This window comes from Pseudomonas sp. Irchel 3A5, assembly GCF_900187575.1.
Lineage (GTDB): Bacteria > Pseudomonadota > Gammaproteobacteria > Pseudomonadales > Pseudomonadaceae > Aquipseudomonas > Aquipseudomonas folii.
In genome coordinates, this window is sequence record NZ_FYDU01000006.1 from 1 (window position 1) to 23,487 (window position 23,487).

Genomic DNA, 23,487 nt, shown 5'->3' on the forward strand with positions numbered 1-23,487 from the left:
AAAACCCTTTTACCAACGCTTGGTCGCCAATGGTAAACCCAAGAAAGTGGCCCTCGTGGCCGCTGCTCGTAAACTGGTTACCATGCTCAACGCAAGGATGCGCGAAGCCTTGCAGGCTGGCGCGCATCTGGCTTGAGAACACAGTTGCTACAGAATGTCGGCAAACCCAAGAAATCAGGTCGGCTGTCAGGCCGCCGCGCTTTTGATCTTGATCTGGGGCGCCCCGTTAAATCACGCTGGCCGAACGCAGATTCTGAAGCGTGGGCAACCCGGCAGGACGCCGGGTTAGCCGCATTGGGCCATGGATGGCCCGTTGCGGCGGCCCACGGTTCAGGATCTGCGGGCGGGTACACCGAGCGACAGCGAGGTGCCGAGGGATGGGGCAAGAGCGCTTTGGTTACTTTCGCGCTTTTCGAAAGTGACGCGCTGTAAAAGCGCAACCAATATCAGCCATGAACACGGTAACGGATATGTACACAAAACCAGCAGCGATAGACCCAGAGGCCTGCAAAAATCAAGCATCCCGCTGCAAATCCGGCGGAATGGTGATATCACCCAGCGGATCCGGACGTTTGCCCTGCCCCGCATGGTACTGACGAATCTGATACACATACGCGAGGACCTGAGCCACCGCCAGGTACAAACCGGCCGGGATTTCCTGATCAAGATCCGTGCTGTAGTAGATCGAACGCGCAAGCCCAGGTGATTCAAGAATCAGAATCTGGTTGTGCGCACCAATCTCCCGAATCTTCAACGCCACAAAGTCCACACCCTTGGCCACCAGCATCGGCGCCCCACCCTGTTCAGGGTCATATTTAAGGGCTACAGCAAAGTGCGTCGGGTTAGTGATGATCACATCGGCCTGGGGGACCGACTCCATCATGCGGCGCTGCGATGCTTCGCGCTGCAACTGGCGAATGCGCTGCTTGACCTCTGGGCTGCCTTCGGAGTTCTTATACTCGTCGCGCACTTCCTGCTTGGTCATCAACAGTTTCTTGTGCGCTTCCCACAGCTGGAATGGCACATCCACCGCAGCGATGAAAATCAGCCCGCAGGCCATCCATACGGTACTCCACCCCACAACCTGCAAGCTGTGAATGATCGCTTGCTCCAACGGCTCATGAGCAATGGAAACCAGCGCAGCCTTCTCCATGTTCAACACCAGCAGCGCGACGATCAGCACGATCACGAACTTGGCGAAGGACTTGAGCAGCTCAATCAGCGCATTGGGAGAGAACATGCGCTTGAGGCCCGCCAACGGGTTCATGCGGCTGAATTTGGGAGCCATTGACTTGGTGGCGAACAACCAACCCCCCAGGGAAATCGGGCCAATAATCGCCGCAGCAAGCATGACCAGAAAAAAAGGCATCATGACGACCAGAGCGAGCTTGCCGGTCGAAAGCAGCATCTTGCCCATGGATCCCTGATCCATGAGCACTTCACGGGTGATGGTGAAGTTCGACGTCATCATGTAGGACATCGCCTCGGCAATGTCCGGACCTTCAACCAGAAGCCCGATCGCGCCTGCCATCATGATTGCCAGGGTGTTCAGCTCCTTGGAGCGGGCAATCTGGCCTTCCTTGCGGGCATCACTTCGCTTTTTATCCGTGGGGTCTTCTGTTTTGTCCTGACCATTCTCGTTCTCGGCCATGTCAGCGAGCCCTCACCATGTCACGGAAGTTCTGCAACGCTTCAGTTGCCAGCGGTTGGTATTGATTAAGAATGTCCGCCAGGCTGATCCACAGGATGACAAAGCCCAGGACCAGCGTCAGCGGAAAACCGATGGAGAAAATGTTCAGTTGCGGCGCTGCCCGGGTCATGACGCCAAAAGCGATGTTGACGACCAGCAAGGCGGTAATCGTCGGCAACACCAGCTTCAGACCGGCGGCCATGACCCAGCCCAGGCCATTGGCGAGCGCCCAGAAGTTGGATACGAGCAAGCCACCACCCACCGGCAAGGTCGTAAAGCTCTCGATCAGGGTTTCTATCACCACAAGGTGGCCGTTCATGCCGAGGAACACCAGCGTGACCAGCATGGTGAAGAATTGCCCAATCACCGCCGATGACACGCCGTTGGTAGGGTCGACCATGGACGCAAAGCCCATACCCATCTGCGTAGAGATGATCTGGCCGGCAACGACAAAAGAATGGAAGAACAACTGAAGGCACAGCCCCAGGCCTGCGCCGATAATGATCTGCTCACCGATCAGCAGCAAAGCCGTCAGGTCAAGCGCATTGACCTCGGGCATGGGCGGCAGTACCGGCGCAACTACAACGGTAATGGCCAGGGCGAAATAGAGACGCACACGGCCAGGCACCAGTGTTGTCCCGATAATCGGCATGGTCATCAACAGCGCGGTGATCCGGAACATTGGCAGCATGAAACTCGCTACCCAAGTGCCGATCTGCCCATTGGTCAGGGCAAGAATCGGTTCCACGAGGTCAGCCGATCACGGTGGGGATGCTGGTATACAACGCGAGGATGTATTCCATGAACATCTTGAGCAACCAGGGCCCGGCCACAATCAGGGTAATGAGCATCACGATGAGGCGCGGCAGAAAACTCAACGTCTGTTCGTTGATCTGAGTGGCCGCCTGAAACATGGCGACCAGCAGACCACAGAGCAGACTGGGCACGACCAGAATCGCCACCAGCAATGTGGTAAACCACAGTGCCTCGCGGAACAGGTCGACAGCTACTTCTGGCGTCATTGCGCGGACTCCTGATCAGGACGGTTCATACACCACCGAAACTGCTGGCCAGGGTGCCGACGATCAACGCCCAGCCATCCACCAGCACGAAAAGCATGATTTTGAACGGCAGGGAAATAATCAATGGCGAGAGCATCATCATACCCATGGCCATCAACACGCTGGCGACCACCAGGTCGATGATCAGAAACGGAATGAAGATCATGAAGCCGATCTGAAATGCCGTCTTGAGCTCGGAAATGACAAAGGCCGGCACCAGAATCGTCAGCGGAGCCTGGTCCGGAGAAGCGATGTCCGTGCGCTTGGAAAGCCGCATGAACAATTCAAGATCGCTGGTACGGGTCTGCGCCAGCATGAAATCCTTGATGGGTACTTGCGCCTTGGCGACTGCGTCCTGTGCTGTCAGGGTTTCTGCCAGATAGGGCTGCAAGGCGTCCTGATTTACCCGGTCAAACACCGGGGCCATGATGAACATGGTTAGGAACAGCGCCATACCGGTGAGGATCTGGTTCGACGGCGTCTGCTGCAAGCCCAGGGCCTGACGCAGAATCGAGAAGACAATGATGATCCGCGTGAAACTGGTCATCAGCATGACGAACGCCGGGATAAAGCTCAGCGCCGTCATGATCAGCAGAATTTGCAGGCTGACCGAGTATTCCTGCTGACCGTCCGCACCGTTGGCCAACGTAATTGCCGGGATCGACAACGGATCGGCACCAAACGCCACAGGCGCTGCCAGCACCAGCAAAAGTGTCAACAGAATACGCAGCATTACTTCTTATCCTTCTGAACCTTATTGCCCATCAAGTCCATCAAACGCTGCGCAAACTCGGAATTCACCGGCTGAGTCTCCGGCACCCGCACTGGCTCGTTCAGCACATGCAGGGGCGTTATTCGTCCCGGCGTGACGCCGAGCAGTATCTGTTCGTTGCCGACCTGCACCAGTACCAGGCGATCACGCGGACCAATGGCCCGCGAGCCGACCAGCTCGATCACCTGAGCATTACCCGGCACCCCGCGCTGAACCCGGCGCATCAGCCAGGCCAACGCAAAGATGAGACCAATGACCAGCAGAAGGCCGAACAGCAACTGCAATATCTGCCCACCCATGCCGGAGGACACGGCGGCAGTCGCCTGGGGCGCCGCCGCCTGAACGGCGGGCTCAGCCGCCAGAGCACTCAACGGCATGGCGAGCAACGCTGCGACAACTCTGATCATCTTCACTAGCGCAGCTTCTTGATACGTTCGCTCGGACTGATCACGTCAGTCAGGCGGATGCCGAACTTCTCGTTGACCACAACCACTTCGCCATGGGCGATCAACGTACCGTTGACCAGCACATCCAGCGGCTCACCCGCCAGACGATCCAGTTCGATAACCGACCCCTGGTTGAGCTGCAGCAGGTTACGAATGCTGATGTCGGTACTACCTACTTCCATGGAGATGGACACCGGAATATCCAGAATCACGTCAAGGTTCGGGCCATCGAGCGTTACCTGAGCATTGCTCTTGGGCACGCTGCCGAACTCTTCCATTGCCATACGACTGGAAGCCGCCGAATTACCGGCGTCTGCAGCGAGCAGCGCATCGATATCGCTCTGACCGTCATCACCTGTTTCTTCCAGTGCTGCCGCCCACTCATCGGCCAACGCCTGATCTTCAGCAGACGTCATATCGTTTTCATCAGCCATCGGTTGTCCTCGGTGAACATTGATTCAGTGACACAAAAATTTCGGCGAGAAAAACTCAACGCCGCTCTATCGGCTCGATGACTTGCAGCGCCAGATTGCCTTGATGCGATCCCAGCTTGACCTTGAAGGAAGGCACGCCATTGGCGCGCATCACCATCTCGTCAGGCATATCAACCGGAATAATGTCGCCCGGCTGCATGTGCAGAATGTCGCGTAGCAATAACTGCCGCCGAACAACCGTCGCGCTCATGGGCACTGCTACATCCAGAACATCCTGCTTGAGTGCATTGATCCAGCGCTCATCCTGGTCATCCAGATCGGACTGAAAGCCCGCATCCAGCATTTCCCGAATGGGCTCGATCATCGAGTAAGGCAAGGTGACATGCAGGTCGCCGCCACCTCCGTCCAGTTCGATGTGGAAAGTCGATACGACAACCGCTTCGCTTGGCCCCACGATGTTGGCCATGGCTGGGTTCACTTCAGAGTTGATGTACTCGAAGTTCACTTCCATGATGGCCTGCCAGGCTTCTTTCATATCGATGAAAGCCTGGTCCAGCACCATGCGTACCACACGCAATTCGGTCGGCGTAAATTCACGCCCTTCAATTTTGGCGTGACGACCGTCACCGCCAAAGAAGTTATCCACCAGCTTGAACACCAGTTTGGCGTCAAGAATGAACAGCCCGGTACCACGCAACGGTTTGAGCTTGACCAGATTGAGACTGGTCGGCACATACAGCGAGTGAACGTACTCGCCGAACTTCATCACCTGCACGCCACCTACGGCCACGTCGGCAGAGCGACGCAGCAGGTTGAACATGCTGATCCGGGTATAACGGGCGAATCGCTCATTGATCATTTCCAGAGTCGGCATCCGACCCCGGACGATCCGATCCTGACTGGTCAGGTCGTAACTTTTGATGCTGCCGGGTTCAGCAGCGTTTTCGGTTGCAACCAGACCATCGTCCACGCCATGCAACAGCGCGTCGATCTCATCCTGGGACAGCAGGTCTTGCACGGCCATGTCGTGTTCCTACTGCAATACGAAGTTAGTGAAAAGCAGTTGCTCGATCACGGTTTTGCCCAATTCTTTCTGGGCGACTTCCTGAACGCTGGCGGTCGCTTTCTGACGCAGCATTTCCTGACCGATAGGGGATGCCAGAGATTCGAAGGGGATGCCAGCAAACAGCATGACCAGGTTATTGCGAATGACCGGCATGTGCACCTTCAATGCGTCAAGATCAGGCTGACTGCGCGCCAGCATTGTGATGCTGACCTGCATGTAGCGCTGACGACCATTGGAGTTGAAATTGACCACGAACGCCGGCGTCAGCGCTTCGAAAATGGCCGGGTGTTTGGCATTGGGATCAGCCGCTGCGACAGCCGCCGGGTCCACTTTAGGCTCGGAGCTGTGCATGAAAAACCAGGTCGCGCCGACTGAAAGGCCGACGGCCAGCAATAAAGCCACTACCACAATGATGATGAGCTTGAGTTTGCCTTTTGAGCCAGGTTCTTTAACTTCGTCGCTCTTCGCCATGCCAATAATCCGTCACTATTCGGGGGGTTCGCTAATGCGTGACAGAGGGAGAGCAAGTGTTATGCCAGAGTTGCGAGAGGGAGGTCAGGACGGGGGGTTAGCACGGTGGATTTTTATGTGTAGCCCACTGGTTGATGTGCGACGTGGGACCGGCTTTAGCCGGGAAGAGGCCGGGACAGATGCTGAATCTCTATCTGCCGAAATAACCCCTTCCCGGCTAAAGCCGGTCCCACGACACTCGTGATCGCATCGTTCCTACACAGACTCAAGCGTAGTAATCAATCTCGCTGGTACCCACAACTCGCTGAACCGGCTGACTGATCGCAACGCCAGTATCTGCGTCGATACCGTCCGAACCGTCGACGCCATTGACGCCCGAACCGCCATTACCCGTGCCCCGGGCATTGTTGGCCTGTTCTTGCTGCTGGGCCTGGTTCTGCTGATTGCGAGACTGGTCGGAAACGTTCACGTCCACCTGCCCCATCCCCTGCTGGGTAAAGGAATCTCGCAGGCGGGACATCTGGCTTTCCAGCGCTTCACGAACCCCCACATGAGCACTCATGAAGGTCACTTGAGTCTGCTGGTCCGGCGCCATATTGATACGAATATCGAGGCGACCCAATTCAGCAGGCTCCAACTGGATGTCAGCCGACTTCAGGTTCTGACTCGACAGATACATGACGCGCTCCACCACGCCTTCACTCCAGCCACTCTGGTGCATCGCCAGCGGCTGATTCATCAGGGGTACTGCCGGAGCTGCCGCGCGAGGCTGCTGCGCCGCCTGACTCAGGGCCGCAAGACGATCAGCGAAGTTATCCACCCGCGTATCGCCAGCAGCAGCTTTGACATCCTTGAGACCGCCATCGAGCAACCCGTCGAATGATTTATCGCTGCTCTCGGTGCTGGGCTCGTCCGAAACAGATGAACGCTCATCCAGGGCTGCCAGGTTATTGGCGAGCTGGGATGGATCCGTTGCGGCGTTATCGACCTTGGCGTTCTTGCCTGCCTGAGCCGTTGCGTGAGCATTTTGCGCCTGCTGAGCCTGTTGCGCCTTGGCTGCCGCATTCTCCAGAGCAAACTGCAGGGCGGGCATGTCCTCAAGCGGATCAGCGTTCGGATCGAAAGATGCCTCAGCCGGGTCAGCCGCTTGTAAGTTCGGCAAGGCGGTTGAGGCGGCAGCGACATCAACTTTCGGCTTGTCGGTGTCCAGCTGGGTCGTGGCCTGACTGGCAATGGCCTGCAAAGCAGGATCAAGTGCCGGATCAAGGGTCGGTTCCGGGGTCACAATCTGCGCCACTGCCGGATCAACCTGTTCTTCAGCCTTGCCGTCACTGTCGCTGGCAACGGGCTCGGCAGGCAAGGTATTGCCGCTATCGGCAACCGTCGTCGAATCCGAAGCGGCAGCATCGTCCTTGTCGGACGCGGCCTTGTCTGCAACCTGTTTGTCTTTATCGGCGGCAGGTCTGGCCTTGACCGGAGCGTCGCTCGCAGCCGATTTAGCCTGAGCCTGCTTGGCATACACGTCAGAGAAGCTGGAGTTGTCGTCCTTGCCACTGTCAGCCGGCCTGGCTGAGTTGTTGGCAGAACTGGCCTTCTGCGCCGCCACTGGAGTGGCTTGAAGAAGAGCATTGGGGGCGAGTGGCATGTCGATCTCCGCGAAAACAGCTGAATACGCAGAACAGAGCAAGATACGGGCCAAAGACGATCAAGAGCAGCCCCGGTGTCCATGGTGCCGCGCTCTCGCAGCTGACGCGCATGTGTAGGAGCGAGCTTGCCCGCGATAGCGTCAGCACAGGCGATATATTCATTTGCCGACAGATTGAATCGCGAGCAATGTGGATCGCCACCCCGGTCACGCCTACAGGTCCCAAGCTTGCTGCGGGACAGCTTGGTGTCAGGGGTACAGGGGTAACTCCTGCAGAAAATGCATTCCAATCCAGTCGTTTTTGGAGGTTGCTTGATGAGAGAGCGAGTCGACTCAGGGGTGTGCGATAAAAAACTGTCGTTCCGCGTCGAATAACCGACGCACAGTCGAGTATTCGTGATCGAGCGCGGTCAATAGGTCGTCAAGACCGGCACTTTCCTCCCGACGGCTGCGCTCTTCGAGCTCGCGGCACAGGTCGGCAAGGCGCAGGGCACCCATATTGCTGCTGCTGCCTTTAAAGCTGTGGGCCATGAGGCTCAGCTCCTGCAGATCGAACGCGCCCACGCCCATAAGCTGACGCAAACGGGAGATGCGATATTCAGAGTCTTTGAGGAACACATCGAGAAGGGTTGGATACTCGTCTTCCATGACTTCCTGCAACGTCGTCAATACGCTGTAATCCAGATGAATGACCGACACCTTGTTCACTCCTTTGATCAAGAACCCGGGGTTATGCCTTTGCCCCCCAGCAGAATTCCACGCGTGCGATCCGTCCGTCCTCAGACCACGAAGCCTCTTCACTCAACTCTCGCACCAGCGCAAGACCGCGACCGTACAGCTCATTGAGTGTCGGCGGCAATGCAAGAATTGTATCAATGTTGAAACCATGACCACTGTCCTCCACCTGCACACTCAAACGGCCGCCCTCATCCAGGGGGATTACCTGAAAATGTATGCGAATGAAGCCGCTCTCCAGCGCGGCAAGCCGCTCTGCCCGCTGCTGATAATAGCGGGTGAATCCTGACGCGTTACTTTTCAGCGAGGAATCCAGCCCCAGAACGCCATGCTCCAGCGCATTGCTGTAAAGTTCGGTCAGCACGCTGTAGAGCGCGCCGCTCTGATGACGCAAACCATGCACCTCCAGCAACAACTGCAACAGATAAGGCAGTGGATTGAAACGCCTGAGGGTTGAAGCCCTGAACTCGAACGTCGATGACCAGTCCAGCGGCGTGGAGGTGCCGCTGTCCGAGTAAGTCACGGTTCGCGGCCCCAGCTCTGCCTGCTCGACAGCAGTGATCTCCACCATGCTGACGTCATCCCGGGACCGCCCGCCGAACTCGTTCAACGCATGCTGGATCTCCGTGATCAGCAATTGCGGATCGCGATTGGCGTCCAGTACTTCGTGTAGCCGTGCCGGACCAAACAACTGGTCCTTGCTGTCCGCCGTGTCGATCACCCCATCTGATAGCAGAAAAACCCTGTCACCCAAAGCGAAGGGATGAACCTCGGTCCGGTCATCAAACGAGCCCGAATCCAGCACGCCGAGGGGCAGATGTCGGGAAACCAGCGCAGTGCGCTCCCCTGTCGCGGCACTCAGCAAATAACCGTCAGGCAAGCCGCCATTCCAGACCTGAAACTGGCGCTGATTGAAGTTGATACAGACCATTGTCGCGCAGCAGAACATGTCCACCGGCAGGATGCGCTTGAGCTTGGCGTTCATTTCACGAAGGGTTTCAGCCAGGCCGAACCCCTTCGCAGTCATGCCGTAAAACACTTCGGCCAGTGGCATGGCACCCACCGCCGCCGGCAAACCGTGCCCGGTGAAGTCACCCAACAACATGTGCATGTGACCAGCGGGTGTATAGGCCGCGAGCAGCAAGTCGCCATTGAACAGCGCATAAGGCGATTGCAGATAGCGAATATTGGCTGCGTCCAGGCAACCGGAATGCGCCACCTGATCAAACACTTCCTTGGCCACTCGTTGCTCGTTTAGCAAGTAGTCATGGTGCCGGGCAATCAGATCACGCTGCCTGAGAACGGTCTCCTGCAGCAGCCGCAAGCGGTTCATGGCATTGATTTTGGCTGTCAGAACCGTCTGGTTGTAGGGTTTCGCAATGAAGTCATCTCCCCCGGCATCCAGACAGCGTGCCAGGGCCTCGCCTTCGGTCAGCGAGGTCAGGAAGATAATCGGAACCAGCGCCTCACCGGCCAGTTCCTTGATTCGCCGGGCAGCCTCGAAGCCGTCCATCACCGGCATCATGGCGTCCATCAATATCAGTTGCGGCCGGTCCGTCTCAAACAACGCGATCGCATCGGCACCATTGCCGGCACACAACACACGATGCCCTTGCCGGGCCACGATAGTAGACAGCAGGAGGCGGTCACTGGCGTTGTCGTCAGCGATCAGGATGCACAGGGATTCGCTGGACGGTTGCAAGGTTTCAACCTATCTGGAAAAGCTTTGAGAAATTGGAGATGGTCAGGATGGTGATGACATCGGGGCAACAGTTGATCAGACGAATCCGGGAACGCTCGCCCCCGGCATGATCCCGCAGCAACAAGAGCATGCCCAGCGCCGAACTGTCCAGGTAAGTGGTACCACTCAGGTCGACAACATAACGCAGCTCGCTGCCGGACCTTTCATAAGCTTCACGAAAATCCTGATGGGAAGCGAAATCAAAACGCCCAGAGATCGAGATGGTCAGTTGCTGACCGTCGGGAGAAAGCTCAGAAGTGACCGGCATGTAGAATTCCTGAGAGACGTACGTCACGTAATCAAGGTTTAGCACCGCCTTTGAGCGGCGGCAAATTGATTGAAGGCCGATTTTTCGGGAGGTTGCAGGGGCAAGCGGGTGAAAACTGAATGGCTCCATTCACAGATACCGTAATGCTTTGAATTGGAACGCGTTTTCTGTAGGAGCTCACGAGCACCGCGAGGCAGCGATGGCGGCCCGTCTGATACACCGCTATCGCGGCCTCGCGGTGCTCGTGCGCTCCTACAGCTCTAATGTTTGACGCGAGCTATAGCCGCACCCTATCAAGCGTTGTTAAAACGGCGCATGCCTGGGCAAGCGTTGCGATAACTCATCCAGCAGTTTCTGTTCACGCTTGTCTTCCAGTTGGCGGGCTTCGTCGATGTAGCGCTGGACCAATTTGCGCAAGCCTTCAACCCGGGCATAAGCCTGCTGCCAACTGACGCGCGCTTTTTCGACGTTGTCCTGATGCCAGGCCAGACTCCTGCGCTGCTGATCGACAGCGGTATCCAGTTGAGTAAGGAAGCGCTGATAACCCAGCAACCACTGTCCGGAAACCCCATGGGCGCCCTTGTCGATCCATTGTTGCTGGTAATCCAGGCGAAACTGCTCCAGGTCGTTGAGCTTGCCTTCGGCGATGCGCATCTGTCCCTGAAAATGCCCCAGGCGCTGGACGGCCGCGCGCTCTGCGCTTTCGGCCATATCCACCACGGGCGCCAGACGCGCTGCACGACTTACGGCCATGACTTATCAGCCACCCGCCGCCGGGCTGAAGACCGCAGCCAGCTGGGCACTGCTGTTCTCCATGCTCTCGTTTTCATTGAGCCCCTGGCGCAGAAAGCGCACCAGAGTCGGCTGCAGGTGAATCGCCAGGTCGGTTTCACGATCACCACCGGGAACATAAGCACCGACGCTGATCAGATCACGGCTCTGCTGGTAACGTGACCACAACTGTTTGAAATGCTGCGCCTGATTCATGTGATCGGGGGTGACCACCGCGGGCATGACACGACTGATGGACGCTTCGATATCGATGGCCGGGTAATGCCCTTCCTCGGCCAGGCGACGAGACAATACGATGTGGCCGTCGAGTACACCTCGCGCCGAGTCTGCAATCGGATCCTGCTGGTCATCACCTTCGGACAGAACCGTGTAGAACGCGGTGATCGAGCCACCGCCCGCTTCGGCGTTACCGGCGCGCTCCACCAGCTTGGGCAATTTGGCGAAGACCGAAGGCGGATAGCCCTTGGTTGCAGGAGGCTCACCAATAGCCAGAGCGATTTCCCGTTGCGCCTGGGCGAAACGGGTCAGGGAATCCATGAGCAACAGGACGTTTTTACCCTTGTCGCGAAAATACTCGGCGATTCGCGTGCAATACATGGCTGCCCGCAAACGCATCAATGGCGCGTCGTCCGCCGGGGATGCGACCACCACCGAACGCTTGAGGCCTTCTTCACCAAGGCTGTGCTCGATGAATTCCTTGACCTCACGGCCCCGCTCACCGATCAGGCCGACAATAATAATATCGGCCTCGGTGAAGCGGGTCATCATGCCGAGCAGGACGCTCTTGCCGACGCCCGTACCGGCGAACAGCCCTAAACGCTGGCCGCGGCCGACCGTCAATAATCCGTTGATACTGCGAATGCCCACGTCGAGGGGCTGGCTGATCGGGTTACGCTTGAGCGGGTTGATCGTAGGGCCGTCCATGGGCACCCAATCCTCGGCTCTCACGGCACCTTTGCCATCCAGAGCGCGACCGGCGCCATCAAGCACGCGGCCAAGCATTGCCATCCCCATAGGCAACCGGCCGGTATCCGCCAACGGCACGACACGAGCTCCCGGCGCGAGACCGGACACGCTACCAACGGGCATCAGGAAGATCTTGCTGCCGGAAAAGCCCATGACTTCGGCTTCAACTTCCACCGGATGATGACTGTCGTCGTTGATCACCATGCAGCGACTGCCCATGGCGGCACGCAGGCCTTCGGCTTCAAGCGTCAGGCCGACCATGCGCAGCAAACGCCCTTCCACCACCGGCTGCACAGGCATCTCGATGGTTTCTGCATAAGAACCCAGGCGTTTGCCGAAGCTGGTGCGATCAAGGCGCATCGGATTTCTCGATATCAGGGTTGGCAGACGCTGTGGCGACTGGAGCGTTGTCCAGATCCAGACTGAAGTCGGGGGCCGCCGGATGCAGCGACTGCTCGTGCATCTGGTCATACATTTTGCCGATGGCCAGGGTCAGGCGTGTCTCGATACTGGCGTCGATCCGGCTGTGCTCGGTTTCAATCCGGCAACCACCGGCCTGTAAGGTGTCATCTTCAACGATGCGCCAGTTTTCTTCATGACGCTCGCGCAAGGCTTTGACCAGATCAAAGTCCTGTGGATTGATGAAGATCCGCACATTATTGGCGCCCATTGGCAACAGCTTCAGCGCATCACGCAAGACAATGCCAATCTGCCGGGAGTCTGTGGTCAGCTCCCGCTGGATAACCTTGCGAGCGATGTGCTCCACCAGATAAATGACCGATTGCTCGATCTGCTTGTCCTGGCTGGCGATCGGATCAAACAGCTGGGTCATGAGCAACTCGAGACTGGCAAGCTTGCCCTTCAGGGCCACCTCGGCTTCCTGACGAACCTTGAGCTGCGTGCTGTGGAAGCCTTCCTTCTCGCCGGTGGCAAAACCTTCGTTGTAGGCCTCCTGACGTATGCTTTCCAACTCTTCGAGCGTCAGCGGCTGGACTTCCTCCAGAGGGACTTCTTCGATGGTGTCGACCGATTCTTCGACGACCGGTTCAGGCTCGGGTTCAGGCTCTTTGTAGGGGTCGAAACTGGGCAGCGACCAGACGTCAAAACCGCCGACGTCCTTGGCGCGGATGAGCTCGCTGACCGGTTCTTTGTTGGAGCTGGACATTGATAGTGCCTTAGAGTCTGTGTTGTTTCAGCGCAGGCCGCGTTGCCAGACGAATGTCGCCAGGCAAGGCGGTGGACACCGGGGACTATATCCCCGGTCAGCTTTTCCGACAAAACGTCAACAGACTAGATCATTTCCTCGCCACCTTTGCCGCCGAGAACGATTTCCCCGGCCTCGGCCATACGGCGAGCAATTGTGAGGATTTCTTTCTGTGCGGTTTCCACGTCGCTGACGCGGACCGGGCCCTTCGCTTCCAGATCGTCGCGCAGCAGTTCGGCGGCACGCTTGGACATGTTCTTGAAGATCTTTTCCTTGATCGCCTCGTCGGAGCCCTTGAGGGCCAGGACCAGAACGTCCGAAGACACCTCGCGCAGCAGCGCCTGAATGCCGCGGTCGTCCACGTCCGACAGGTTGTTGAAGACAAACATGAGGTCTTCGATCTGCGTCGACAGATCTTCGTCGACTTCGCGGATCGAGTCCATGAGCGCGCCTTCGATGGAGCTGTCGAGGAAGTTCATGATATCCGCAGCACGCTTGATACCACCCAGGGTCGTACGCGACGTGTTGGCGTTACCCGAGAACTGTTTCTCGAGAATCTGGTTCAGTTCTTTAAGGGCAGCTGGCTGCACGGTGTTGAGTGAAGACACCCGCAGAATAATGTCCAGCCGCACCTTGTGATCGAAATGCCCGAGCACTTCACCCGCCTGATCGGCATCCAGATACGCCACAACAATGGCTTGAATCTGCGGGTGTTCGAAACGGATCACGTCAGCCACAGCGCGTGGCTCCATCCATTTCAGGCTGTCCAGACCGCTGGTATTGCCACCCAGCAAGATGCGGTCGATAAGGCCGTTGGCCTTGTCTTCGCCCAGTGCCTGGGTGAGCATTTTACGGATGTAGCCGTCAGAGCCGACGCCAAGGCTGGTCTGATCGCCGACGATCTCGACGAACTCGGTCATCACCTCTTCGACCTGTTCGCGATGCACGTTACGCATCTGCGCCATGGCCACGCCGACCCGCTGAACTTCCTTGGGCCCCATGTGGCGCAAGACTTGCGCGGCATCGGTTTCACCCAGGGAAAGCAGCAGTACGGCAGCTTTCTCGACTTTACTCAGTTTGGCTACGACGGCTCGATCATTCATCAGTGTTAATCCACTCTTTTACGACCTGGGCCACACGACCCGGATCTTCAGCCACCAAACTCTTGATTGCGTTCAACTGTGCGTCATAACCCTCGGTCGGGCTAGGCAGCAAAATACTTTGCGGGCCACCCAGGCTGACGCGGTCGTTGGACAGTTCGTCAGAACCCCCACCGCCCATGCCACCCATACCGCCCATGCCATCATCAAAACCGGCGAGTTGTTTGCTCTTGCCAGTGGTGATGTTGTTCAACACCGGACGCAGTACGCCGAACACCAGCACCAGAATGAAGATGACGCCCATCGCCTGTTTGACGATGTCCCAGAACCACTGCTGCGAGTAGAACGGAATATCCGGGATAACTTCGCTCTGCTCAGCCGAGAACGGCACGTTGACGACGCTGACGCTGTCACCACGGCTGGCATCAAACCCGACGGCGTTCTGCACCAGGCGGGTGAAGCGGTTCAAGTCTTCTGCACTCCACGGTGTGCGCGTTGCTTCACCATTGGCCGGGTTGATCTTGAGCTGGTCGTCGACCACTACGGCAACCGACAGACGATTCAAACGGCCCTGCTGTTGCTTGGTGTGACTGATGGAGCGGTCCAGCTCAAAGTTCTTGGTCGACTGCACGCGCTTGTCAGCCGGGTATGGCGCCAACGCTGGCTGACCGGTGGCCGGGTCCATGATTTGTTGGCCGTTGGCATCCAGCAGCGGCTGGCCCGGAGCAATGGCGGCAGCAGCACCGGCTGCACCGGCGCCCGGCGTTTGCGGCGCGGTTGCAGGACCTGGCGGTTGATTGCTCAATGCACCCGGAACGCCTGATGCCCCTGAACTGCTGGAACGCTGCTCATTGACCGACTGCTCGCTGCGCAAGGCAGGTTGATCAGGGTTGAAGCTTTCTGCCGTTGACTCGACAGCGCTGAAGTCGACATCGGCCGACACTTCAGCCTTGTAGCGATCAGTGCCCAGCACCGGACGCAGGATATTCTGCACGCGTTGAGTCAGCATGCCTTCCATGCGACGGGCGTAGTCAAACTGCTTGCCCGCCATGGTCAGTTCGGAGTTCTCCGCCTGATCAGAGAGAAGATTGCCCTTCTGATCGACGACAGTGACCTGCGACTTGGTCAATTCGGGAACGCTGGTCGCCACCAGATTGACGATGGCCATGACCTGGCTTGGCTCAAGGCTGCGGCCTGGGTACAGCTCAACCAGAATCGATGCACTTGGCTTGCGATCGTCACGGACGAACACCGAGCTTTTCGGGATCGCCAGATGCACACGGGCACCCTTGATGTTATTCAGGGAGGAGATGGTCCGCGCCAGCTCACCTTCAAGGCCACGACGATAGCGCGTCGCTTCCATGAACTGGCTGGTTCCCAGTCCTTGATCCTTGTCCAGAATTTCAAAACCGACGTTGGCGTCAGTCTGGGCAATGCCTGCGGATGCAAGCTGAATGCGCGCACGTTGCACGTCATCGGCTTTCACCAGCAGCGCGCCGGAATTAGGCTCTACGGTGTAGGCAATATTGGCCGTGGTCAGGGTATCCATGACCTGCTTGGCGTCCATGCCGGCCATGCTGCCGTACAACGGACGATAATCAGGTTGCTGCGACCAGAGCACTACGGCAAAGCCGATGGCCACACTGGCAGCCAGACCGACCATAAGGCCAACCTGACGCAACATGGTCATCTCGGAGAGGTTTTCCAGGAAGGCCAGACCGAACAACGGTTTGCCTGCAGGAGCGCCTGTCTTGGCCGGAACGCTATCGGCGAGTGTTTCTGCCATGACTCAATACGTCCTTAAACCGGCATCTGCATGATGTCTTGGTAAGCCTGAACCAGCTTGTTTCGCACCTGGGTCAAGGCTTGAAAAGACACACTGGCCTTCTGGGAGGAGATCATCACGTCAGTGAGATCCACGCCGCTCTTACCAATCTCAAAGGCGCTGGACAGCTGGCTGGAGGCCTGCTGAACATCATTGACCTTGTTGACGGCCTGGCCAAGCATGTCGGCGAAGCTGCTGGAGCCGATTTGCGGCGTAGCTGCAGCCTTGGGCGCAGCCATGGCATCCATCTGCATGGAGCGCATGTCCAACATCAAGCGATTAAATTCAACACCTTGGCTCATGGACGTTTCTCTCATAAGGGCCGCAAATTTTTGACACCGAGTCAGCGGTCAATAATGTCAAAGCAACAAGAGTGCCAGCTGCATAGCAGCATATAGCCATCAAACTGCATTAAATCTGTTGGGGAGTTGTGCCAAACCCTGCTCTGGATAGGCCTCTAGCCGATCCAGAACGGATTGAAATTTTTTGAATCCACATCCATCTGCGACAAATGACCGCAGGCTTAAATACCGTATCGGCAATCTGCGGAAAACCTCAGGTCGCGAACAGATAACCTTCCACGTCCATCCCCGCGTCGCGCATCTGTGCCAGCTTGTAGCGCAACGTACGAGGGCTGATACCGAGGCGTTCCGCTGCTTCTTTGCGACGACCTCGCTCAGCGCGCAACGTATCGATGATCATCTGAAATTCACGACGCCGCAGGTCATCCCCCAGCGCGCCAGCCGAATCGCTGCCCGCCAGGTCCATCGGTGCCGATACGGCAGGTGCCAACGAACCGCCAGCAGTCCCGCTTAAAGACGGCGCTGGCGCGTAAGACACAGGGCCGGTCAAGCAGAAGTCTTCAGCCTGAATCACACCGCCCTGCTGCAGAATCAACGCCCGCTGCACGGCGTTATCAAGCTCCCGGACATTCCCCGGCCAGGCATAGCTCACCAGACAGGCTTGCGCCTGCGCCGACAGCCTGACGGCGGCGTGCTTCATTTTATTGGCATGCTTGGCCAGCAGACGCTCGGCGAGCGGCAGAATATCGGCAGTCCTTTGACGCAACGGTTGCCAGGCCAGAGGAAAAACCGAAAGCCGGTAGTACAAGTCTTCCCGGAAGCGCCCCGCCGCCACTTCGCCCGCCAGATCGCGGTTGGTGGTAGCGACCACGCGAATATCCAGAGTGATGGTCTTCTTGCCGCCGACCCGCTCAACTTCACGCTCCTGAAGGACCCGAAGCAGCTTGGCCTGCAAACCCAAAGGCATTTCGGAGATTTCATCCAGCAATATAGTGCCGCCATCGGCCTGCTCGAACTTGCCCGCCTGAGCCGCGATAGCGCCGGTAAAAGAGCCCTTCTCGTGACCAAACAGCGTGGCTTCGAGCATGTTGTCGGGAATGGCAGCGCAGTTGATGGCAATGAACGGCTTGTCTGCGCGGGGCGAATGCTGATGGATAAAGCGCGCCAGCACTTCCTTACCGGTCCCGGATTCTCCGGAAATCAATACAGTGGAATCGCTTTTCGCCACACGGCTGGCCAGATTGAGCAACTGCGCGCTGGCAGGTTCGACGGCGATAGGCCCATCGTTGCCTGCCGGCCCCAGACGCCCCAGGGCATGTCGCTCTACCAGCCCCAGCAACGCCTTGGGTTCGAACGGCTTGACCAGATAATCAGCCGCGCCGTGACGCATGGCATCCACTGCGCGCTCCACTGCGCCATGGGCCGTCATCAACAGCACCGGCAATTGCGGGTGGCGCTCGCGCAGCAAGCCGAGCAACTGGTGCCCGTCCATGCCCGGCATGTTGACGTCGCTGATCACCAGCCCGAATGACTCATCGGCCGCCGCCAGCAACGCGTCTTCCGCGCAGGCGACGGCGTGATAATCATGCCCCGCCAATTCGAGGGTATCGCCCAGCGCTTCGCGTAATGAACGGTCGTCCTCGACCAGCAATACCTTGATCGCCATCAGCATATTTCCTTTGCAGCGGACACCGGAACCAGTGGCAGCGTGACAATCGCACAGGTGCCACGCCCTACCCGGGATCGGTACTGCACGCCGCCTTGATGAGCACGGGTCACCGCTGTCACCACCGCCAGCCCCAGCCCCGTCCCCGTGGTCTTGGTGGTAAAGAACGGCTCACCGATTCGAGCCAGTGCGGCGGCATCGATGCCACTGCCGTTATCGCTCACACAAATCCGCAAAACATCACCACGGGCATAAGCGTGGATTTTCAGGCGCGTGCGTCCGGCACTGGCCTGCACGGCATTCTCGACCAGATTGAGCAAAGCACCGACCAGCGTGTCGCGATTACACAGCAGTTGCCCGGCGACATCGTCACACTGCCACCGCACGGAAAGATCGTCGGTCTGGGTGTGCGCCGCAGCCTGCAGTGCCGTGAACAGCTCGTGGGGCGTAATGCGATCGGTCAACGGCAGCTCGCCACGGGCAAAGACCAGCATGTCGCGAACCTGATGTTCCAGTTCATGCAAGCGCTCTTTGAGCCGCCCGGCGAAACGCTGCTGGGTTTCCACCGGCAACTGCTGCTCTGTCAAATGACTGGCATAGATCAGCGCAGCAGAGAGCGGCGTACGAATCTGGTGAGCCAGCGAGGCAACCATGCGACCCAAAGAGGACAGACGCTCATGGCGCGCCAGTTGCCCTTGCAGGCGGCGGGTTTCAGTCAGGTCGTTAAGCAAGACCAACTGACCAGGCTCGGCATCCAGTGAACGCGTGGAAATCGACAGACGACGTCCATCCTTGAGAGAGATTTCATGACCATCGTCTTCGCGTGGCGCAAAGCAACGGCTGATGACGTGCCGCCAGAGCTCACCCACCAGAGGTTGCCCAAGCAGGTCCACCGCGGCCGGATTCGCTTCGCGCACGACACCCATGGCGTCGATCACGATCACGCCGCCAGGCAAAAGATCCAGAAGGTTCTGCAGCCGGAATGCAAGCCGCTCCTTTTCTGCCAGCTCCTGCATACGCTGGGCACTGACCACCGCCAGCTCGCCTTTGAGTTCGGTCACCCGCGCTTCCAGCAAGCTGTAGGAGTCCGTCAGCTGCGACGACATCTGGTTAAACAGCTGGAACGCCTGTTCAAGCCCCTGACGACTTTCCAGTTCGAGGGACAGCGGCACTTGGAGTGCAGGATCAGACGACAGCAGCTGAACGGCCTGGGACATAGGTAATCTCTCGCGTGGCGAACCGTCAGTAAAAACGGTATGTTCCGAGAGACTTAGCAATCCTCGTGCCGAAAAAAAAGCCCCTGATAATTCAGGGGCTTGGCTTTATTTCAACGCAGCACGCGTCAATCATCTGCCTGTTCATCGCCGTCGCGACGCGTCATGCCGTACTTGCGCATCTTCTCGACGAGGGTTGTACGACGGATCCGCAGACGCTCGGCGGCGCGAGCCACAATGCCGTTGGCATCGTCCAGCGCCTGCTGAATCAGGCCCTGCTCAAGACCACCCAGGTAATCCTTCAGATCCAGACCTTCCGGAGGCAGAACCGCGCTGTTGGCGAAGTTTGGCGTATGGCCATTGATCGCAACGCGCTCTTCGAGATCGCTGCGGATACCTTCAACCATCTGCTCGTCTTCGTCATCAACGTAACGGAATTTCTTCGGCAGCTCCGCGACACCAATCACGCCGTACGGGTGCATGATTGCCATGCGCTCAACCAGGTTGGCAAGCTCCCGCACGTTGCCCGGCCAGCCATGGCGACACAGCGACATGATCGCTGCCGAGTTGAAACGAATCGAGCCACGCTTCTCGTGCTCCATGCGCGAGATCAGTTCGTTCATCAATAGCGGAATATCTTCAACCCGCTCACGCAGCGGTGCCATCTCGATCGGGAACACGTTCAGACGGTAGTAAAGATCTTCACGGAAGCTGCCGATCTCGATCATGGTTTCGAGGTTTTTGTGCGTGGCGGCAATGATGCGAACGTCGACGCTTTGCGTCTTGTTGCTGCCAACCCGCTCAAACGTGCGCTCCTGAAGAACCCGCAGCAATTTGACTTGCATGGGCAACGGCATGTCGCCGATTTCATCAAGGAACAGCGTACCGCCGTTGGCCAGCTCGAAGCGCCCGGCACGACTGGTAATGGCCCCGGTAAAGGCACCCTTCTCGTGGCCGAACAGTTCGCTTTCCAGCAACTCGGCAGGGATCGCCCCGCAGTTGACCGGCACGAACGGCGCGTCACGACGCTTGGAATGGTAATGCAGGTTGCGGGCAACCACTTCCTTGCCCGTACCGGATTCGCCGAGGATCAGCACGGTGGCGTCAGTATCGGCCACCTGCTGCATCATCTGGCGTACGTGCTGGATCGCGCGACTGGTGCCTACCAGGCTACGGAACAGATTGGGTTCGCGATGACGACCGCGCTCACGCGCCTGATCGTACATCTCGCGGTAAACCTGGGCCCTGTGCAGCGAATCAAGCAGCTTGCTGTAGCTCGGCGGCATCTCGAGACTCGAGAGCACGCGGCGGCGCAAATCTTCAGGAAGTTCGACAGGAGAAGAATTTTCTCCCAAAAGCAAAACAGGAAGGAACTCATCCCATGCTGCGACTGTCTTAAGCAGTCCTTGAAGACTGCCCGGGGCATTGACACTGCCGACAAGCACGCAAAGCACTTCGCGAGTGGACGTCAGAGAGCCGACAACCTGCTGCCAGTCCTGGCTTGAGCAGGAAAGATTTTCTTCGCCAAGAAAATTCAGAATTACCGCCAAATCACGGCGGCGCTGGCTGTCGTCATCGATCAGGAGAATCTTGATTTCACGCCACATGCAATAGCAACTTCCCTAGTCAACTCAATGCCCATACATGGGGCAGCTTGGTATCCCGGCCAGTGCTTATACCGAGAACCAGAAAATAGTAAACATCGCTAGTTAAGTCAAAATACCGTAAACAGTCAAATTTATGGCGTAAAGCTTTTTTTGACCAACCGGTCACGAATCAAATAGATGGTAAACCTTTGCTGCATTTTTGGCTTGGTTGATTTGCGTCATTTCATCGACGATAGCCTGACGCTCACCGGTAGCAGTGTCGATCAGCTGACGATAGACCGTCAATAACTCTTCAAGATTGCTGCGCAACTCAGGGCCATCAGGCGCATCTTCGCGGATAACGTCTTCGACACAGGCACGACAGGCCAGGTCCAGTTTGACGATCGTTTCCCAGTCACGCTCGGCCAACGCGCCAACCAGCGCTTCGCGAGTTTCTTCGATACGCTTGAGTGCAGCACTCATGTCTATATCCTCAGTACAAGCCTGTTATTTTATCTTAGTGGCCCGCGATTGCGTCCCAGCCTTCTTTGACTGTGCCCAGCAAACCGCCAACTTCATCGAGAATTTTCGGGTCGCTTTTTATATTAGCTTCAGCGAGGCGTTTCATCATATAGACGTACAGGTTATCAACGCGAGTCAGCGTGTCGGCTGAATTCTCCATATCCAGACCTTCACGCAAACCGCCGACGATCTCGATAGCCTTGCCGATCAACACACCTTTGGAGGCAATATCCTTGCGCCCGATGGCGCCCTTGGCCTGAGCAATACGATCAAGCCCGGCTTCCATCAGCATTTGCACCAGACGGTGAGGGGTAGCCTCCGAAGCCTGTGCATGGGAGTTCACTTTCTGATACTGCCGAAGGGCTAACATCGGGTTCATGATGTACCTCGTCAAAGATTTAAAACTTCGTATGAACAGCTTATCGACGTATCGGCGACAAACTTTAGGCCAGAAGCCAAAAACCCGGCATGCGTATGAACGCAGCCGGGCCTTTGTGAACCAAAAAGCCTCAGGAAGCAGAGGTCCGGGCGTTCAGTGCATCGAAGAACGAGGTGATGCTGGACAACGTTGACTTCATTTGCCCTACCGCCAGGTCCATGGCGTTGTATTTGGCAGTCAACGTAGCGGTCAGGGTTTCAACCCGCAGAGCTAGCGCAGCCTTCTGATCGAGCAGGTCAGCCTTGGTCTTGTTCAACTGAGTGGTACGGATGTCCATGATACCGCCCGTCGAAGTGTACGGGTCCAGTGCCTTGCTCATACGCTTCAACAAGCCGTCGCTGCCATCCTCCTTGGTACCTGCGAACAGCTGCTGTACTTCGCCGCCAAGCCCCTTGGTCATGGCCGCGGTGTATTTGCCAGCATCAAACGACAGCTTACCGCCCGCCTGATCGGTCTGAATACCCAACTGCGAAAGGGTCGACAGCTTGCCACCCGAAGAGGTGTCGTTCAACACCGAACGCATGGTCGACAACAAATCACGCGCCAGCGAATCACCGCCCAGCGCCGCAACAACCGTCAAATCACCATTGGAGTCAGTCGTGGCCTTGGTCAGCGAGTTGATGGTACTGACCACGGTGTTGTAGGCATCAACGAACGCCTGTAACGAGGTCTTCAAGCCGTCGGAGTTGGCCCCAACCGTCACTGTCGACACACCCTTGGTAAGCGCGGTGAAGCTCAAACCAGAGACTGCGGTGTCGTAGGTGTTGGTGGAGCTCTTGATCGACAGGCCACCGACGGTGATCTCGCCATCGATTGGCGCGTTGCCGATTCGCCCGGCACTGGTCGCATCGGAAGCATTCAGCGCACCCGAACCAATTGTCAGGCCGCTAATGCTGCTGCTCGTGGTGATGTCCGAACCGGCACCGGTTTTGGTCGAACCAAATACCAGGCGCGAACCTGTGGCGTCAGTGATGATGTTGGCACTGATACCGCTGGTGGAGGTTTTGGTGTTGATCAGGTCTCGAACCGATTGCAATGTCGAGCCTTCTGGAATGTTGAACTGCGTATCAACGCTATTTTGAGTGATGGTCAGGGAACCACTCGGAATAGCACTGGCAGCCGCCGTGTCAAAGGACGCCGAAGCCACGCTGGAGCTAGTGGCCAATGTCTTCACTTCAACCGCGTAAGTGCCCGCAACTGCGGTGTTTTTGGCAGTTACAGTCAATGCGGTAGGCACCGACGATGTTGCAGAAAAGCCATTAAAAGCAGGGGTATCGGTCTTCCCGAGATTGGTGATCGCCGTCTGGAATGCATCAAGCGCAGAGTTCAGCGTGCTGATCCCTGACAACTTGGTGGTGTTCAGCGTGGTCTGAGTGGATATCTGCTTCTCTTTGGCGGCCTTGTCGGAGTTAACCAATGAAGTAACAAGGTCACCAATGGCCAGACCCGACCCCAAGCCTGAAGATGTAATTGTACCTGCCATGAATTTCTCCTTCAGATTTCAGCGGTCTTTTGCCTTTGCAACAAAACAAAAGAACCCAT

General features: G+C 57.4%; 24 protein-coding genes. All 24 read right to left on the bottom strand.

All coding sequences use genetic code 11. The features are described from left to right. Window positions 1-514: 514 nt before the first annotated feature. Window positions 515-1,651 carry a flagellar biosynthesis protein FlhB gene (flhB, locus tag CKW31_RS10935; protein WP_095094498.1) on the bottom strand — a complete coding sequence of 379 codons (1,137 nt, stop codon included), beginning with the start codon at window positions 1,649-1,651 and terminating at the stop codon, window positions 515-517. Between the two features lies 1 nt (window position 1,652). After that, window positions 1,653-2,438 carry a flagellar biosynthetic protein FliR gene (gene fliR / locus CKW31_RS10940; protein ID WP_176469859.1) on the bottom strand — a complete coding sequence of 262 codons (786 nt, stop codon included), beginning with the start codon at window positions 2,436-2,438 and terminating at the stop codon, window positions 1,653-1,655. Window positions 2,439-2,442: 4 nt separating this feature from the next. Continuing rightward, window positions 2,443-2,712, bottom strand: coding sequence for a flagellar biosynthesis protein FliQ (gene fliQ, locus CKW31_RS10945; protein WP_095094500.1), 270 nt, complete (start codon window positions 2,710-2,712; stop codon window positions 2,443-2,445). A gap of 25 nt (window positions 2,713-2,737) precedes the next feature. After that, a complete protein-coding gene (fliP, locus tag CKW31_RS10950; protein ID WP_095094502.1) occupies window positions 2,738-3,484 on the bottom strand; it encodes a flagellar type III secretion system pore protein FliP in 747 nt (248 codons plus the stop codon). Further along, entirely contained in the window at window positions 3,484-3,930 is a 447-nt protein-coding gene (fliO, locus tag CKW31_RS10955; RefSeq protein WP_095095124.1) for a flagellar biosynthetic protein FliO, read from the bottom strand. Before fliO ends, fliP begins: the two co-directional genes overlap by 1 nt. A 5-nt stretch (window positions 3,931-3,935) precedes the next feature. Then, a complete protein-coding gene (gene fliN, locus CKW31_RS10960) occupies window positions 3,936-4,403 on the bottom strand; it encodes a flagellar motor switch protein FliN (protein WP_027897999.1) in 468 nt (155 codons plus the stop codon). 55 nt (window positions 4,404-4,458) lie between these two features. Beyond that, a complete protein-coding gene (fliM, locus tag CKW31_RS10965) occupies window positions 4,459-5,427 on the bottom strand; it encodes a flagellar motor switch protein FliM (RefSeq protein ID WP_095094504.1) in 969 nt (322 codons plus the stop codon). 9 nt (window positions 5,428-5,436) lie between these two features. Beyond that, entirely contained in the window at window positions 5,437-5,940 is a 504-nt protein-coding gene (fliL, locus tag CKW31_RS10970) for a flagellar basal body-associated protein FliL (RefSeq protein ID WP_095094506.1), read from the bottom strand. A 265-nt stretch (window positions 5,941-6,205) separates the two neighbouring features. Further along, the gene (locus tag CKW31_RS10975; protein ID WP_095094508.1) at window positions 6,206-7,585 is read right to left on the bottom strand and encodes a flagellar hook-length control protein FliK; all 1,380 of its coding nucleotides are present in this window, start codon (window positions 7,583-7,585) and stop codon (window positions 6,206-6,208) included. Window positions 7,586-7,918: 333 nt separating this feature from the next. Then, window positions 7,919-8,233: an Hpt domain-containing protein gene (locus CKW31_RS10980; protein WP_095095127.1), complete on the bottom strand. Its 315-nt coding sequence runs from the start codon at window positions 8,231-8,233 to the stop codon at window positions 7,919-7,921. Between the two features lie 82 nt (window positions 8,234-8,315). Next, window positions 8,316-10,022 carry a fused response regulator/phosphatase gene (locus tag CKW31_RS10985; protein ID WP_095094510.1) on the bottom strand — a complete coding sequence of 569 codons (1,707 nt, stop codon included), beginning with the start codon at window positions 10,020-10,022 and terminating at the stop codon, window positions 8,316-8,318. Between the two features lie 4 nt (window positions 10,023-10,026). Then, entirely contained in the window at window positions 10,027-10,329 is a 303-nt protein-coding gene (locus CKW31_RS10990; protein ID WP_095094512.1) for an STAS domain-containing protein, read from the bottom strand. A gap of 303 nt (window positions 10,330-10,632) precedes the next feature. Then, window positions 10,633-11,082, bottom strand: a complete 450-nt coding sequence (fliJ, locus tag CKW31_RS10995; protein WP_095094514.1) for a flagellar export protein FliJ — start codon at window positions 11,080-11,082, stop codon at window positions 10,633-10,635. Window positions 11,083-11,088: 6 nt separating this feature from the next. Continuing rightward, window positions 11,089-12,447: a flagellar protein export ATPase FliI gene (gene fliI, locus CKW31_RS11000; RefSeq protein WP_027900998.1), complete on the bottom strand. Its 1,359-nt coding sequence runs from the start codon at window positions 12,445-12,447 to the stop codon at window positions 11,089-11,091. Then, the gene (fliH, locus tag CKW31_RS11005; RefSeq protein WP_095094516.1) at window positions 12,437-13,252 is read right to left on the bottom strand and encodes a flagellar assembly protein FliH; all 816 of its coding nucleotides are present in this window, start codon (window positions 13,250-13,252) and stop codon (window positions 12,437-12,439) included. Before fliH ends, fliI begins: the two co-directional genes overlap by 11 nt. A 125-nt stretch (window positions 13,253-13,377) precedes the next feature. Beyond that, on the bottom strand, window positions 13,378-14,394 hold the full coding sequence (gene fliG, locus CKW31_RS11010) for a flagellar motor switch protein FliG (protein ID WP_087273204.1): 1,017 nt from the start codon (window positions 14,392-14,394) through the stop codon (window positions 13,378-13,380). Then, window positions 14,387-16,177 (bottom strand): flagellar basal-body MS-ring/collar protein FliF, encoded by a 1,791-nt coding sequence (gene fliF / locus CKW31_RS11015; RefSeq protein WP_095094518.1) that lies wholly within the window; start codon window positions 16,175-16,177, stop codon window positions 14,387-14,389. The genes fliG and fliF overlap by 8 nt, the downstream gene beginning before the upstream one ends. A gap of 14 nt (window positions 16,178-16,191) precedes the next feature. Beyond that, window positions 16,192-16,518: a flagellar hook-basal body complex protein FliE gene (fliE, locus tag CKW31_RS11020; RefSeq protein ID WP_027901002.1), complete on the bottom strand. Its 327-nt coding sequence runs from the start codon at window positions 16,516-16,518 to the stop codon at window positions 16,192-16,194. A 253-nt stretch (window positions 16,519-16,771) separates the two neighbouring features. After that, complete coding sequence (locus tag CKW31_RS11025) at window positions 16,772-18,184, bottom strand: sigma-54 dependent transcriptional regulator (protein ID WP_095094519.1); 1,413 nt, start codon at window positions 18,182-18,184, stop codon at window positions 16,772-16,774. Next, window positions 18,184-19,401, bottom strand: a complete 1,218-nt coding sequence (locus tag CKW31_RS11030) for a PAS domain-containing sensor histidine kinase (protein ID WP_095094521.1) — start codon at window positions 19,399-19,401, stop codon at window positions 18,184-18,186. The genes CKW31_RS11025 and CKW31_RS11030 overlap by 1 nt, the downstream gene beginning before the upstream one ends. A 125-nt stretch (window positions 19,402-19,526) precedes the next feature. Further along, window positions 19,527-21,005, bottom strand: a complete 1,479-nt coding sequence (gene fleQ, locus CKW31_RS11035; protein WP_095094523.1) for a transcriptional regulator FleQ — start codon at window positions 21,003-21,005, stop codon at window positions 19,527-19,529. 162 nt (window positions 21,006-21,167) lie between these two features. Continuing rightward, entirely contained in the window at window positions 21,168-21,467 is a 300-nt protein-coding gene (gene fliT / locus CKW31_RS11040) for a flagellar protein FliT (RefSeq protein WP_027901006.1), read from the bottom strand. Window positions 21,468-21,501: 34 nt separating this feature from the next. Further along, on the bottom strand, window positions 21,502-21,885 hold the full coding sequence (gene fliS, locus CKW31_RS11045) for a flagellar export chaperone FliS (protein WP_027901007.1): 384 nt from the start codon (window positions 21,883-21,885) through the stop codon (window positions 21,502-21,504). A gap of 130 nt (window positions 21,886-22,015) precedes the next feature. Then, window positions 22,016-23,428: a flagellar filament capping protein FliD gene (gene fliD, locus CKW31_RS11050; protein WP_095094525.1), complete on the bottom strand. Its 1,413-nt coding sequence runs from the start codon at window positions 23,426-23,428 to the stop codon at window positions 22,016-22,018. Between the last annotated feature and the right edge of the window lie 59 nt (window positions 23,429-23,487).

Coding starts and splice junctions, on each gene's coding strand:
- fliF (WP_095094518.1), bottom strand. CDS start 16,177: ATGGCAGAAACACTCGCCGATAGCGTTCCGGCCAAGACAGGCGCTCCT.
- fliD (WP_095094525.1), bottom strand. CDS start 23,428: ATGGCAGGTACAATTACATCTTCAGGCTTGGGGTCGGGTCTGGCCATT.
- CKW31_RS11030 (WP_095094521.1), bottom strand. CDS start 19,401: ATGTCCCAGGCCGTTCAGCTGCTGTCGTCTGATCCTGCACTCCAAGTG.
- fliG (WP_087273204.1), bottom strand. CDS start 14,394: ATGAATGATCGAGCCGTCGTAGCCAAACTGAGTAAAGTCGAGAAAGCT.
- fliO (WP_095095124.1), bottom strand. CDS start 3,930: ATGATCAGAGTTGTCGCAGCGTTGCTCGCCATGCCGTTGAGTGCTCTG.
- fliP (WP_095094502.1), bottom strand. CDS start 3,484: ATGCTGCGTATTCTGTTGACACTTTTGCTGGTGCTGGCAGCGCCTGTG.
- fliI (WP_027900998.1), bottom strand. CDS start 12,447: ATGCGCCTTGATCGCACCAGCTTCGGCAAACGCCTGGGTTCTTATGCA.
- CKW31_RS10980 (WP_095095127.1), bottom strand. CDS start 8,233: ATGGAAGACGAGTATCCAACCCTTCTCGATGTGTTCCTCAAAGACTCT.
- CKW31_RS11025 (WP_095094519.1), bottom strand. CDS start 18,184: ATGGCGATCAAGGTATTGCTGGTCGAGGACGACCGTTCATTACGCGAA.
- fleQ (WP_095094523.1), bottom strand. CDS start 21,005: ATGTGGCGTGAAATCAAGATTCTCCTGATCGATGACGACAGCCAGCGC.
- fliT (WP_027901006.1), bottom strand. CDS start 21,467: ATGAGTGCTGCACTCAAGCGTATCGAAGAAACTCGCGAAGCGCTGGTT.
- fliQ (WP_095094500.1), bottom strand. CDS start 2,712: ATGACGCCAGAAGTAGCTGTCGACCTGTTCCGCGAGGCACTGTGGTTT.
- fliM (WP_095094504.1), bottom strand. CDS start 5,427: ATGGCCGTGCAAGACCTGCTGTCCCAGGATGAGATCGACGCGCTGTTG.
- fliH (WP_095094516.1), bottom strand. CDS start 13,252: ATGTCCAGCTCCAACAAAGAACCGGTCAGCGAGCTCATCCGCGCCAAG.
- fliL (WP_095094506.1), bottom strand. CDS start 5,940: ATGGCGAAGAGCGACGAAGTTAAAGAACCTGGCTCAAAAGGCAAACTC.
- fliJ (WP_095094514.1), bottom strand. CDS start 11,082: ATGGCCGTAAGTCGTGCAGCGCGTCTGGCGCCCGTGGTGGATATGGCC.
- CKW31_RS10990 (WP_095094512.1), bottom strand. CDS start 10,329: ATGCCGGTCACTTCTGAGCTTTCTCCCGACGGTCAGCAACTGACCATC.
- fliS (WP_027901007.1), bottom strand. CDS start 21,885: ATGAACCCGATGTTAGCCCTTCGGCAGTATCAGAAAGTGAACTCCCAT.
- flhB (WP_095094498.1), bottom strand. CDS start 1,651: ATGGCCGAGAACGAGAATGGTCAGGACAAAACAGAAGACCCCACGGAT.
- fliN (WP_027897999.1), bottom strand. CDS start 4,403: ATGGCTGATGAAAACGATATGACGTCTGCTGAAGATCAGGCGTTGGCC.
- fliE (WP_027901002.1), bottom strand. CDS start 16,518: ATGAGCCAAGGTGTTGAATTTAATCGCTTGATGTTGGACATGCGCTCC.
- CKW31_RS10975 (WP_095094508.1), bottom strand. CDS start 7,585: ATGCCACTCGCCCCCAATGCTCTTCTTCAAGCCACTCCAGTGGCGGCG.